Below are 13,203 nucleotides of genomic sequence, written 5' to 3' on the forward strand. Positions count from 1 at the left end.
AAGATTCAGTACGCAACCTTCCACATGTAGCGGCGGGTCGAGAGCGGCTGATTGTGGAGCACTGACAAATGCGCCGCCATGCGCTTCAGCGCCGATTGGAGGATGTAGGGAGCGACGATCGGGCGAATCTCCGGCGCGATGCCCTTCATCGCGAAATCGCGCGAGTCATATTTCATCACGCGCTCAGCATGGGTGTCGCAGAACGCCGAGACGCGCTCCATCAGCGGGCGGCTCGGGTCTTCCCCGGTGATCAGGATGAGCGGCGTGCTGCGGTCGATGATCTCGAAGGGACCGTGGAAGAACTCCGCCGCCTCGATCGGGTAGCTGTGCAGCCAGAGCATCTCCATCAGGATGCAGACCCCGAAGACATATGCCGTGGTAAAGCCCGGCCCCGAGGCGACATGATAGAAATTGCGGTCCTCGGCATAGAGACGCGCGTCGGCTGTGGCGCGCTCCTCGTTCTGCTCAGCAGCATCGCAGATCGCGCCGGGCAGCGCATCGAGCGACGAAACGAGTTTGTCGCCGAGCGGCCAGCCTTCCTTTTCCGCCATGACCCCGCCGACCAGCGCCTGCATCAGCATGAACATGGCCACGAAGGATTCGCTGGTGTCGCCGACGATGAAGCGTTCGGGAACGGATTGGCTCAACGGCTTGTCGGCGTGTTGGCTGAAGGCCACGACCTTGCAGGGCTTGTCCTTCAGGAACCCCGCGGCGGCGACTGTCTCCGGCGTCGTGCCGGATTTGGAGGCGAGCAGGACCAGAGTGCGGCCGTCGAGCCGCGGCGGATCGACCGCCATGAACTCCGCCGGGAAATAGCGGCGCACCTCGATGCCAGGGGAATAATGCTCGAGCCAGTATTTGATGCCGGCCATGGCGCGATTGGCCGAGCCACAGGCAACGAGATAGATTCGGTCGATATCGGGAGCGAGGTGGCGGCCGAGCGCAAAGGCCCGTGGCACGGCGGCGCGGGTCTGCGCGAGCCCCTCTTGCACGCGGGCGCGATCGAAGGCGATGGACATGGGAGAGTGTCACTTCCTGGCGACGAAGAATTGGTATACACCAATCACCTATACCAATTCCTGTCAACCATAGTCCAATTGGCCGATGGACCAGCTCGATTGCGCCGCACTTCCGCGTTTATGCTCCCCGGGATGTGGAGCCGACGCAATCCCGCTATATGCGGAAACGGGAAGCATCCGAGAGACACCAGCCATGCGCGAACCCGTGAAGCGGGCCAAGCCGATCTATGTCCAGGTGCAGGATTACCTGCTCGACCTCATCAACGGGCCGGACTATGGCCCGGGTGACCGCGTTCCCTCCGAACGCGCGCTCGCTGACACGCTCGGCATCAACCGCATGACCGTGCGCAAGGCGATCGACAAGCTCGTCGACCGCAATGTGCTGGAGCGCAACGGCACCAGCGGCACCCGCGTCCCGCTGGTCCAGGTGACGCGCCCGATCGAGGTGCATTCGACCCTCGGCATCACCCGCATCATTCGCAATGCCGGCGGCGAACCCGGCAACAAGCTGCTGCATTTCGGCGAGGAGAAGGCGACCGAGAGCATCGCACGTCGGCTCGACATCGCAGCTGGCGCCGATCTGATCATGTTCCGTCGGCTGCGCACGGTGAATGACGAGCCGTTCTGCATCGAGACGAGCTACCTGCCGGCGGCGCGTTTTGCCGGGCTCGTGGCGGAAGACCTCGTCGCCGGGCAGTCGCTCTATGAATTGCTGAGAGCCCGCTACCATGTCGAGGCGAGCGCGCGCGACCGCGAGATCGGCGTCGGTATCGCGACGGACCTGGAGGCCCGCTTGCTCCTGCTCCAGCCCGGTTCGCCCACTCTGGTCCTGAGGCTGGTGGCGCGCGACGGCGACGGCACGCCGATCGAATACATGAAATCGATCAACCACCCTCATCACGTCGTCTTTCGCAACTCCACGCCGGCCCCACAGGACTGATCATGCCGCTGCCTGCCTTTCACTCCCGGCCCAGGGCTATGATTTCGTCTCCGGCCGGGGAGCGCATGTGATGGGCATCACGATCGAGACGATCGACGCTGACGCGAGCTTGCCGAAGAGCAGCGACGTCGTCGTCATCGGCGGCGGCATCATCGGCATCATGACCGCGCTCTTCCTAGCGAAAGACGGAATTTCGGTCACGGTCTGCGAGAAGGGCGAGGTTGGCCACGAGCAGTCGGGCCGCAACTGGGGCTGGGTCCGGATCATGGGACGCGATCCCGGCGAGATTCCGCTCGGGCTGGAAAGCATGCGGCTCTGGTCCGAGATGGACAAGCTGGTCGGGGGCGATACCGGCTTCACCCGCTCCGGTATCGTCTATGTCGCGGATACGCCCGCCGCGCTCGCCCAGCACGAGGCCTGGCTCGACCATGCCAGGCAATACCAGCTCGACTCCCGGCTGTTGAGCTCGCGCGAGATCGAGAGCGTGCTGCCCGGCTGCGGGCGCACCTTCGCTGGCGCCTTGTTTACACCGAGCGATGCGCGGGCCGAACCGCAGAAGGCCGTGCCGGCGATGGCGCGCGCGCTGCGCCGGCATGGCGGCACCGTGCTGACACGCTGTGCCGTGCGCGGCATCGAGACCAGAGCCGGCCGGGTCAGCGCCGTGGTGACGGAGCGCGGCACGATCGCCTGCTCGCAGATCGTGCTGGCAGGCGGCGCGTGGTCGCGGCTGTTCCTCGGCAATCTCGGCATCGACTTTCCGCAGCTCAAGGTGCTCGGCTCGGTCCTGCGCACCGAACCGCTCGACGGCCCGCCTGCCCATGCCGTGGGCGGCTCGGACTTCGCCTTTCGCAAGCGTCAGGATGGCGGCTACACCATTGCCCATCGCGGCGCGAGCACCGCCGAGATCGTGCCGGACTCGTTCCGCCTGTTCGGTGATTTCCTGCCTTCGCTGGTGAAGCAGCGGCATGAGCTCAGGTTGCATCTCGGCGCGCGCTTCCTGGAGGAGGCGCGGACGCCGCGGCGCTGGGGCCTCGACGAGGTGACGCCTTTCGAGCGCATGCGCGTGCTCGATCCGGCGCCGGTCAGCGCGATCCTCCGCGAGGGGCAGGCCAATCTGATCAAGGCCTTTCCGGCTTTCGCGGGTCTTAAGATCGCGCAGGCCTGGGGCGGCTTCGTCGATGCGATGCCTGACGCCGTGCCGGTGATCGGCGAAGTGCCGCGCCTGCCCGGCTTCTTCATCGCCAGCGGCTTCTCGGGCCATGGCTTCGGCATCGGCCCGGGTGCCGGGCGGCTCATTGCCGACCTCGTCAGGGGCGCCACGCCCCTGATCGACGCCAGGCCCTTCCGGCTCGAGCGCTTCGCCCGGCTGGAGCGCACGACGCGCGCGGCTTGAGAGTCGTTCAAAAAGGACTTTTAACGCGCGCTGCGACGAGGCGGAAACCTCCCCGCGTCATCCCGGACAAGCGGCTTTAGCCGCGCCGCTCCGGGATCCATCGTATGGCTCCGCAGCTTTACGATGGGATCCCGGAGCTTCGCTTCGCTGCGTCCGGGATGACGCTGCTTGATTCTGGCAAAGCGCAGCATGGCTCAAGCCAGCGAGGTCTCTTCCAGCGAATAGGCCGAGAAAAATTCGTGCCGCCCGGCAGAGCCTTGAAGCCGGTCACGCCCTTGACCATGCCATAGCCCTGGGAGCGCCAGGCGAGACCGACGAGCGGCGCCTGCTCCAGCGCGAGCTTCTCGAGCTCGGCATAGATGGCCTTGCGCTTGGCGATGTCGAACTCGGCGCGTCCCTTGGCGAAGAGAGCGTGGAGCTCCGGCGTCGGCAGACCAAAGCTGCGCGAGATGTTCGGCGGTAACTCGCCGTCGAGCAGCGGTGCGAGCCCGTCCGGATCGTTGTTGTCGGCCGTCGTGCCCTGGACGCAAAATTCGTAGCGCCCCTTGCCGCCGAGATCGACGCGCGAGGCCCAGTCCGGCAGGTTGAGTTTCACGTCGATGCCGATCTCGCCGAGATGGGCCTGCACCACCTCGGCCGTCGATTTGTGCATGCCGTATTGCGCCGTCGAGAGCAGCGTGCAGGAGAAGCCCTTCGGGACGCCGGCTTCCGCCATCAGCTTCCTGGCCCTGTCGGGATCATAGCTCCAGAATTTCGCCCGCCCGGCATCGTAATAGGGGCTGGTATCGGGGATCGGGATGCCCTGGAGCGGCGTGCCGCGCCCGAAGAAGGCAGCTTGGACGATATCCTCGCGCCGGATGGCGAAACCGACCGCCTGGCGCAGGCGCGAATCCTTGAACGGCCCGCTGGTGCCGTTGAAGTTCAGCCCCATGAAGGGGCCGTTGGCGGCATCGAGCTTGAGGCGCGGGTCCTTCTCGATCGCCGCCATGTGCTGCCAAGGCACGTATTCGATCAGATCGATATCGCCGGCCTGGAGCGCGGCGACGCGCAGGTTCTCATCGGCATAGGCCGTGAGCTTGATGCCGGCGAGTCTGGGCAGGCCTGGCTTGTAGTATTTGTCGAAGGCCGCGACCTCGATCGAGACGCCGCGCTCCTGGTCCTTGACGACGAACGGGCCCGCGCCGACGCCGAGGCCACGCCCCTCGAGCGAGTCCTTGGCGATGATCGGCGCGTGCGGGCTGGCGAGCCAGATCGGCAGCGTCACTGTCGGCTGCTTCATGACGATACGGACGGTGCGGGGATCGGGCGTCTCGATCGTCTCGATGCCGCCGAACTCGGCCCTGAGGAAGGCGGTGGAATTCGGCGCGGCGATCTGCTCCAGCGTCCATTTCACGTCGTCGGCCGTCACGGGCTTGCCGTTATGGAAGCTCGCCTGCCGCAGCTTGAAGATCCATCCGGTCGGCCCGTCCTGCGTCCAGGATTCCGCGAGCTCGGGCCGGACCTCGCCCTTTTCGTCGAAGCCGGTCAGGCCGCGGAAGATCAGGAGCTTCACGGTCAGCGCGGCGGTGCCCGTATGGACCCATGGTTGCAGGCTCGGCGGAAAGCTCGACAGACCGAAGCGCAGGACCTTCCTTGCTGGTATCTGGGAGAAGGCGGAGGCCGTAACCAGGGGAAAGCTGGCTCCGGCGGCAAGAAGGGCACGGCGCGAAATCATCGTCATCGGAGATCCCCTTGTTATCGGCCTTAAGCAGCATGGATTGGTGTATACCAAACGTCAATCGCGTCCTCGCTTGGCGGTGGTGCGCGTCTTTTTTGGGCGCAAGGCCATGTCGGGTCTCCTTTGATTTCTACGCGCCCTTGCCGCCGGCATCCTTGACAGCGTTGATCCACTTAAGTGGTATATACCAATCTTGCCTGCGCTGAGCGGGCAAGCGATCGCCGACGCGCGGTGAGAGCTGCCGTGCTCCGCCGACCATGCCTGAAGGAGGTGCGCCGTGAGCGAGATCATCAAAGTCAAATCCGGGAGCAAGTACGAGAATCTGAACAGCTACTCGCGGCTGGTGGTCGCCGGCGACATGATCTTCGTCTCCAACACGGCCGGGCGGAACTATAAGACCCGCGCCATCGCCAGCGACGCCAGGGGCCAGGCCGAGCAGGCCTTCCGCAATATCGAGGGCGCGCTCGCCGCCGTCGACGCCTCGCTCAAGGACGTCGTCGCGATCAAGGTCTTCGTGCCGGACATCGCCGACATGGAGGCGGTCGGCGAGGTCGTCGGACTCAAGTTCCGGGGCATCGACCCCGCCAACACCACGACCTGCACGCCGCTCGGCCAGCCTGAGCTCAAAGTCGAGTTCGAGGTGACGGCCTATCGCCGCCGCAGGCCGGACGAAGCCGAAAAGCGCATCAGCGTCGATCTTTCCTGAGCCTGTCGACATGCCGGACGTCGTCATCGTCGGAGGCGGGATCAGCGGCGCGGCCGCAGCCTACGAGATCGCGCGCGCCGGTCATTCGGTGACATTGTTCGAGGCCCGCAGCCTCGCGGCCATGGCATCCGGCTGGACCTTGGGCGGCGTCAGGCAATCCGGGCGCGACCCGGCCGAACTGCCGCTGGCGAAGGCCGCCGTCGAACGCTGGGGTGGGCTCGACGAGGAACTCGGCGCGGCGACCGGCTATCGCCGGCGCGGCAATCTGCGTCTTGCGCGGACGGAAGCCGAGGTCGAGGTGATCCGCGAGCTGGTTGTCCGGCAGCGACAGCTCGGCCTCGCCATCGACTATCTGCCGGACAATGCGGCGATCAGGGCGATCGCGCCGGCCATCGGCCCGTCGATCCTCGCCGCCTCGTTCTGCTCGGGCGACGGCCATGCCGACCCGGTTCCGGTGGTGCGGGCTTTCGCAGCGGCTGCCGCACGTCATGGCGCGACCATCCGTGACGGCATCGGCGTAAAGGCGCTGAAGCGAACCGGCGACACGGTCACAGGCGTCGAGACCTCAGAGGGCGCGAGCGTGCCCGCCGGGCGCGTCATCCTGGCGACTGGCATCCATGCGCCTGAGCTGCTGCGGCCGCTAGGGCTTGATCTGCCGCTGCGAGTCAAGCTCGTCTGCGTCATGCAGAGCGTGCCGCTGCCGCCACTGGTCGAGCAGGTCTTCGGCGTCGCCAATGCCGACGCCGCCGGCCGGCAGGAGGTCGATGGCCGCCTGCGCGTTACCACCGGCATCGGCGACTGGCCGCATGAGCCGGCCTCCTGGACAATGGACGCGCTGGCTCCGCGCGCGGCGGACATCGCCGCCTTGATCGGGCGGGTGACGCAGGTTTTGCCGGCTGCCGCCGATGCCGGGATCGCGCGCCTCTGGGGCGGGTTGATCGACCTCACGCCCGATGCGCTGCCGGCGATCGACGCCCATACCGGCCTTGACGGCCTGATCGTCGCGGCCGGTTTCTCCGGGCACGGCTTCGGCATCGGCCCGGTCACCGGCGAAATCCTCGCCGACCTTGCGCTGTCGAAGCAGCCGCGCTTCGACCTCACCCCGTTCAGGCTGGACCGCTTCGCAGGCGAACCGGCGACGGACGCCGCGCTGACGCTGCAGGGCTAGAGGACATCGCAGATGCTTGCCCCCATGGGACGCGTGATCCTGATCTCGGGCGCCAATCGCGGCATCGGCCGCGCGGTTGCCGAGGCGCTGCATGAGGAGGGTTACAGCCTGAGCCTTGGCGGGCGCGACCTCGACTCGCTCAAGACAATGAGCGCCGGCTGGGCTTCAGGCCGTGTCCACATCGCGCGCTACGACGCGCAGGATTGGACAAGCCACCGCGCCTGGACGGATGCCGTGATGGCGCGTTTCGGCCGGATCGACGGGCTCGTCAACAATGCCGGCATGCATTCGTCGATCACGCTGCGCGCTCCGGACGAAGCCGAGCTCGATGCGATCTGGGCGGTGAACTGCAAAGGCCCGCTCAACCTGATCCATTGCGCGCTGCCGCATCTCGAGGCGAGCGGCTCAGGGCGCATCGTCAATGTCGCATCGATGTCGGGCAAGCGCGTGCGCAACGACCATGTCGCCTACAACATGACCAAGCATGCCCTGGTGGCGCTGACCCATGCGGCGCGCCGGATTGCCTGGGACAAGGGCGTACGAGCGACCGCGCTCTGCCCCTCTTTCGTGCCGACCGACATGACGGCGGCGAGCAAGGCGATGGCACGCCAGGACATGACCCAGCCCGCCGATCTGGCGCAGCTGGTTGCCACGGTCCTCGCGCTGCCCAACAATGCCTCGGTCGCGGAATTGCTGGTCAATTGCAGGCTGGAGGACATGCTCTAGGCGCGGAGACCGAAGGGCAAAGACAGGACAGAATTCGCGCTCCAGACGGGGCGTCCTGCTCAGCTATCACCGGCACAAAGCCGGGATCGTCGATACCCAACAAGAACGCAGGGGAACAGCAATGAAACGAACCGGATCAATCGTCGCCGCCATGCTGGCCGGCGCGCTGCTGGCGACGCCCGCGCTGGCACAGAAGACGGTGCTGACCGTCGGCATGCAGAGCTCTGATGCCGGCGTGCTCGACCCGCATCTGAATTCCGGCACGCCCGGCAAGGCGCTGCTGAACTGGATGTTCAACGGACTGGTACGGATCAAGCCCGGCGAACTCTCGCCCGAATTCATCGAGCCCGATCTCGCCGAGAGCTGGACCGCCTCGGCGGACGGCAAGGAATGGACCTTCAAGCTGCGCCAGGGCGTGCAGTGCCATCACGGCTATGGCGAGTTCACCTCGGCGGACGCGGTCTATTCGCTGAACCGGGCCGCAACCAAGGAAAGCTCGGCCTTTTCGTCGGATTATGGCGCCTTCGACAAGGTCGAGGCCCCCGACAAATACACCGTCAAGATCACGCTGAAGCAGGCCATTCCGAGCCTGCTCGGCATCGTCATGAACTATCATGGCGGCAACATGGTCTGTAAGAAGGCCGCCGAAGAACTGGGCAAGGATGGCTTCGCCAAGAAGCCTGTCGGCACCGGCCCGTTCATGTTCTCCGAATATGTGCCGCAGCAATACGCCAAGCTCGTCGCCAACCCGAACTACTTCCGGGCCAAGCCGAAGCTGACCGAGATCCTCTACCGCTTCATCCCGTCGGATTCCTCGCGCGACCTCGCCTTCCAGTCCGGCGAACTCGACATGATGCTCGGCCGGCAGGAGCAGGCCTGGGTCGACCGCATGAACGCCTTGCCCGGCGTCAAGGTGGTGGCGATGGGCCCGGCCGAAATGTCGGTGCTGCATCTCAATATGAGCCAGCCGCCGCTCGACAACCTCAAGGTTCGCCAGGCGATCGCCCATGCGATCGACCGCAACGCGATCTGGCAGTTCCGCGGTAAGAACATCTCGCGCCCGGCCGTCTCGGTGGTACCTTCGGGCTATCTCGGCACGGACGAGAAGGCAGCTCTGCTGCCCTTCGACCTCGCCAAGTCGAAGGCGCTGCTGGCGGAGGCCGGCTTCCCCAACGGCGTCACGATCAAGACGATCAATACGACGCTGCCCTCGATGCTCAGCTTCACCGAGGCGACGCAGGCGCTGCTGAAGCGGGCGGGCATCACATTGGAGATCCAGCCGGTGGAGCATGCGACCTTCCACCAGCAAATCCGGCAGGACTTGTCGCAGGTTGTGCATTTCCAGGCGGCGCGCTTCCCCGTCGCGGATGTCTATCTCTCGCAGTTCTTCCACTCGCGCGCGATCGTGAAAACCCCGACGGCGGTGACGAACTTCTCGCATTGCAAGGTCGCCGATGCCGAGATCGATGCGGCCCGGTCGGAGACCGACAAGGCCAAGCAGCTCGCGCTCTGGAAGACGGCGCAGGAGAAGATCATCAAGGAAGTCTGCGCGATCCCAGTCAACGAGATGATGCAGCTCTGGGCCTACAAGGACAGCCTCGACCTCGGCTACGAGCTCAAGGCTTCGCTGAATCTCGGCCCGCCGGTGCTCGAGACCACGCGCTTCACCAAGTGACCCTCAGGGAGCGGCCTTAAGACGGCCGCTCCCTTTCTCTTGCTTGCGGCGGCATCATGGGCGCCTTCCTCGTCAAACGGCTCGGCTTCGCCGTCGTCACACTCTGGGCGGTGCTCTCGCTCGTCTTCGTCGTGGTGCGGATCGTGCCGGGCGACCCGGCGCAGGTCATTCTCGGCGACCAGGCCGATGCGACCGCGATCGCTGCGATGCGCACCAGGCTGGGGCTCGATGCCCCGGTGATCGAGCAATACTGGACCTTCCTCTCCGGGGCGCTGCGGGGCGACTGGGGCGTGTCGCTGGTCACTGGCCGGCCGGTGATCCAGGAGATCCTCGCCGTCCTGCCCTGGACCATCGAGCTGACACTGGTCTCGATGGCGATCGGCGTCGCGATCGGCGTGCCGCTCGGGGTCTGGGCTGCGATCAATCGCAACCACATGCCGGACTATGTGACGCGTATCGCCTCGCTGCTCGGCCTGTCCTTTCCGCCCTTCGTCTCGGCGATCATCCTGCTGATCGTCTTCGCGATCGTGCTGCGCTGGTTCCCGGTGATCAGCGCCGGCTCCGGCTCTCCCTCGGCCTGGTTCCAGGCGATGGCGCTGCCGGCGCTCAATCTCGGCCTGATCATGGCCGCCTACATCACCCGCGTCGCCCGCTCGGCCATGCTGGAGGTGCTGCAGGAGGACTATGTCCGCAGCGCACGGGCCAAGGGCGTGCCCTGGCGCGTCGTGGTCTGGAAGCACGCGCTGCGCAACGCGCTGATCCCGGTCATCACCATCGTGGGTCTGTATCTCGGCATCCTGATCGGCAATTCGGTGCTGACAGAGATCGTCTTCAACCGGCCCGGTCTCGGCAAGCTGATCATCGGCGCGCTGAACCAGCGCGACTACACCATGCTGCAGGGCATGATGGTGATCTACACGCTGATCGTCGTGCTGGTGAACATCGCCACCGACCTAACCTACGCCGTCGTCGATCCAAGAGTGAAACTGTCATGAGGGTGAAGCTGGCATGAGCACCTCGGTTCATGATGCCGGCCAGGCTGCGCCGCCGCGCCTGCGTTGGCTTTCGGCCACGATCGGCGCCTTCAACGCCAACAAGACCTCCTGGGTCGGACTTGTCATCGTCGTCGCAGTAATCCTGGCCGCTGTGTTCGCGCCGGTCATCGCCCCGCATGACCCGCTCGAGCAGGACATCCTGTCACGCCTCCAGCCGCCGCATGACAATTTCTATCTCGGCACCGATTATTTCGGCCGCGACATCCTCTCCCGCCTGCTCTACGGCGCGCGCATCTCGCTCGTCATCGGTGTTGCCTCGACCGTGATCGCGCTGGTGCTCGGCTCGCTGATCGGCATCCTCGCCGGCTGGTATGGCGGGAAGTTCGATGTCGTCGTGATGCAGACGATGGACATCCTGCTCGCCTTCCCCTCGCTCATCCTCGGCCTAATCCTGGTCGCGATGCTCGGCCCCTCAATGGAGAACATCACCATCGCGATCGCGCTGACCTCGATTCCCTCCTTTGCCCGCATCGCCCGGGCGCCGACGATCTCGGTCAAGGAGCGCGACTATATCGAGGCTGGTCGGGCGCTGGCCTTCTCCGACGTCCGGATCATGGCGGGCCACATCCTGCCCAACATCTTCCCCGAGATCTTGGTGATGGGCTCGCTCTGGCTCGCCAACGCGATCCGCACCGAGGCCTCGCTCGCCTTTGTCGGGCTCGGCGTGAAGCCGCCGATCCCGACCTGGGGCGGCATGATCCGCGAGGGCTTCGAGAACATCCTCGATAGCTACTGGCTGGTGCTGGCGCCGAGCATCGCCATCCTTATCATCGTCTTTGCGCTCAACATCCTCGGCGACGGTCTGCGCGACGCCATCGACCCCAAGCTGAAGGGCGAACGATGAGCGCCCCCGTCCTTTCCGTCGAGAACCTGCAGACGGCCTTCCGCGTCGGCGGCCAGTGGCGCTGGGCGATCGAGGATCTGAGCTTCGACATCGCGCCGGGCGAGACCGTCGCGATCGTCGGCGAATCCGGCTCGGGCAAATCGGTCACCGCGCTCTCGATCATGCGGCTGGTCTCAGCCGCCAATGGCCGCATCCAGGGCAAGATCGCACTCGAAGGCCGCGACCTGCTGGCACTCGCCGAGGAGGAGATGCGCAAGGTCCGCGGCAACGACATCGCGATGATCTTCCAGGAACCGATGACGAGCCTGAACCCGGTGCTCACCGTCGGCCACCAGATCTGCGAGGCGCTGCGCTATCATCGCGGGCTCGACAAGGCGGCCGCCGAGGCAGAGGCGCTGCGCATGCTGGAGAAGGTGCGCATCCCCTCCGCCAAGACCCGCTTTGCCAACTATCCGCACCAGCTCTCGGGCGGCATGCGCCAGCGCGTGATGATCGCGACCGCGCTTGCCTGCAAGCCAAAACTCCTGATCGCCGACGAGCCGACGACAGCGCTCGACGTGACGATCCAGGCGCAGATCCTCGAACTGATCAAGACACTGCAGGACGAGGAGGGCATGTCGGTCCTCTTCATCACCCATGACATGGGCGTCGTCGCCGAGATCGCCGACCGCGTCGTGGTAATGTGGAAGGGCCGCAAGCTCGAGGATGCGCCCTCGGAGCAGGTCTTCAACCGGCCGGTGCATGGCTATACCAAGGCGCTGCTCGCCGCCGTGCCTAGGCTCGGCGACATGGAGGGGCATGGCAGGCCCCTGCGCTTCCCCCATATCGATCCCGACAATGGCGAGGTGCGCGGCAAGCCGGTCGAGGCCGCCGACACGGTCAAGGTCAGCGAGGCCTCGCTCCTGGAGGTCGCCGGTCTGACGACGCGCTTCGCCATTCGCGGCGGCGTGTTCGGGCGGCTGCGCGGCCGGGTCCATGCGGTCGAGAGCGTCTCCTTCACGCTCCAGCGCGGCGAGACGCTGGCGCTGGTCGGCGAATCCGGCTGCGGCAAGTCGACGACAGGGCGCTCGATCCTGCGGCTGATCGAGCCTTCTTCCGGCACGGTGCGCTTCGAGGGCCGCGACGTCACCGGCTTCGGCAAACACGAGCTGCTCGCGGCGCGCCGCGACATGCAGATGATCTTCCAGGACCCGTTCGCCTCGCTGAACCCACGCAAGACGGTGGGCGCCGCCATTGCCGAGCCGATCGTCGTCCATGGCCTCGCCCGGGGCGCAGAAGCGAAGGAGCGCGTCGACGAGTTGATGCGCCGTGTCGGCTTGTCGCCAGCCATGGGCACGCGCTTCCCGCACGAGTTCTCGGGCGGCCAGCGCCAGAGGCTCGCCATCGCCCGGGCACTGGCGCTGTCGCCCAAGCTGGTCGTGGCGGACGAGGCTGTCTCGGCGCTGGACGTCTCGGTCAAGGCGCAGGTGCTGAACCTGATGCTCGACCTGCAGGCGGAATTTGGCCTCGCCTATCTCTTCATCTCGCATGACATGGCGGTGGTCGAGCGTGTCAGCCACCGCGTCGCGGTGATGTATCTCGGCGAGATCGTCGAGCTCGGCCCGCGCGAGGCGGTATTCGCCAATCCGCTGCATCCCTATACGCGAAAACTGCTCTCGGCCGTGCCGGTGCCCGACCCGGCACGCCGCTCCCTGCGCCGCGAACTGGCGGTCGACGAGATCCCGAGCCCGATCCGTGCGCTCGATTGGCGCGCGCCGGCGCAGGCGCTGGTCGAGGTCGAGACCGGTCATTTCGTCAGACAGGCGGTCTGACGGAGACGGCCCCCGCACGGGCTCAAGAGGCGAAGAAGAGGTACCCAGCCTCGCCTCGCGGCGCGAAGGCCCGCTAGTCAAGAAAAGGCGCCCGGTTTGACCCGGCCGCCCTCTCTCATTCGCGGAACTTTTCCTGCAATCGCGGCAAC

At 66.0% G+C, this 13,203-nt stretch carries 11 protein-coding genes; 9 read left to right on the plus strand and 2 right to left on the minus strand.

The features are described 5' to 3' along the window. Positions 1–5: 5 nt before the first annotated feature. On the minus strand, positions 6–1,019 hold the full coding sequence (locus QO058_RS02520) for an SIS domain-containing protein (RefSeq protein ID WP_284170164.1): 1,014 nt from the start codon (positions 1,017–1,019) through the stop codon (positions 6–8). Between the two features lie 193 nt (positions 1,020–1,212). Between QO058_RS02520 and QO058_RS02525 the strand changes: the two genes are divergently transcribed. Together QO058_RS02525 and QO058_RS02530 are read left to right on the plus strand one after the other, a co-directional pair. Further along, on the plus strand, positions 1,213–1,959 hold the full coding sequence (locus tag QO058_RS02525; protein ID WP_284170165.1) for a GntR family transcriptional regulator: 747 nt from the start codon (positions 1,213–1,215) through the stop codon (positions 1,957–1,959). Between the two features lie 67 nt (positions 1,960–2,026). Beyond that, a complete protein-coding gene (locus QO058_RS02530; protein WP_432212002.1) occupies positions 2,027–3,352 on the plus strand; it encodes an NAD(P)/FAD-dependent oxidoreductase in 1,326 nt (441 codons plus the stop codon). Between the two features lie 118 nt (positions 3,353–3,470). On the opposite strand, the gene QO058_RS02535 is transcribed toward QO058_RS02530, so the two are convergent. Further along, positions 3,471–5,072 carry an ABC transporter substrate-binding protein gene (locus QO058_RS02535; protein ID WP_284170167.1) on the minus strand — a complete coding sequence of 534 codons (1,602 nt, stop codon included), beginning with the start codon at positions 5,070–5,072 and terminating at the stop codon, positions 3,471–3,473. A gap of 274 nt (positions 5,073–5,346) precedes the next feature. On the opposite strand from QO058_RS02535, the gene QO058_RS02540 reads away from it, so the two are divergent. The 7 genes from QO058_RS02540 (at position 5,347) to QO058_RS02570 (ending at position 13,054) form a co-directional block, all read left to right on the plus strand. Then, positions 5,347–5,775 carry a RidA family protein gene (locus tag QO058_RS02540; RefSeq protein ID WP_284170168.1) on the plus strand — a complete coding sequence of 143 codons (429 nt, stop codon included), beginning with the start codon at positions 5,347–5,349 and terminating at the stop codon, positions 5,773–5,775. Positions 5,776–5,785: 10 nt separating this feature from the next. Next, complete coding sequence (locus QO058_RS02545) at positions 5,786–6,943, plus strand: NAD(P)/FAD-dependent oxidoreductase (protein WP_284170169.1); 1,158 nt, start codon at positions 5,786–5,788, stop codon at positions 6,941–6,943. A gap of 12 nt (positions 6,944–6,955) precedes the next feature. Then, positions 6,956–7,669: an SDR family NAD(P)-dependent oxidoreductase gene (locus QO058_RS02550; RefSeq protein WP_284170170.1), complete on the plus strand. Its 714-nt coding sequence runs from the start codon at positions 6,956–6,958 to the stop codon at positions 7,667–7,669. Positions 7,670–7,790: 121 nt separating this feature from the next. Further along, entirely contained in the window at positions 7,791–9,344 is a 1,554-nt protein-coding gene (locus QO058_RS02555) for an ABC transporter substrate-binding protein (RefSeq protein WP_284170171.1), read from the plus strand. Positions 9,345–9,400: 56 nt separating this feature from the next. Beyond that, positions 9,401–10,339 carry an ABC transporter permease gene (locus QO058_RS02560; RefSeq protein ID WP_284170172.1) on the plus strand — a complete coding sequence of 313 codons (939 nt, stop codon included), beginning with the start codon at positions 9,401–9,403 and terminating at the stop codon, positions 10,337–10,339. A gap of 13 nt (positions 10,340–10,352) precedes the next feature. After that, entirely contained in the window at positions 10,353–11,243 is an 891-nt protein-coding gene (locus tag QO058_RS02565) for an ABC transporter permease (RefSeq protein ID WP_284170173.1), read from the plus strand. Further along, positions 11,240–13,054, plus strand: a complete 1,815-nt coding sequence (locus QO058_RS02570) for an ABC transporter ATP-binding protein (protein WP_284170174.1) — start codon at positions 11,240–11,242, stop codon at positions 13,052–13,054. Before QO058_RS02565 ends, QO058_RS02570 begins: the two co-directional genes overlap by 4 nt. Positions 13,055–13,203: the final 149 nt, after the last annotated feature.

Origin of the sequence: Bosea vestrisii, assembly GCF_030144325.1 — a bacterium.
Taxonomy (GTDB): Bacteria; Pseudomonadota; Alphaproteobacteria; order Rhizobiales; family Beijerinckiaceae; genus Allobosea; species Allobosea vestrisii_A.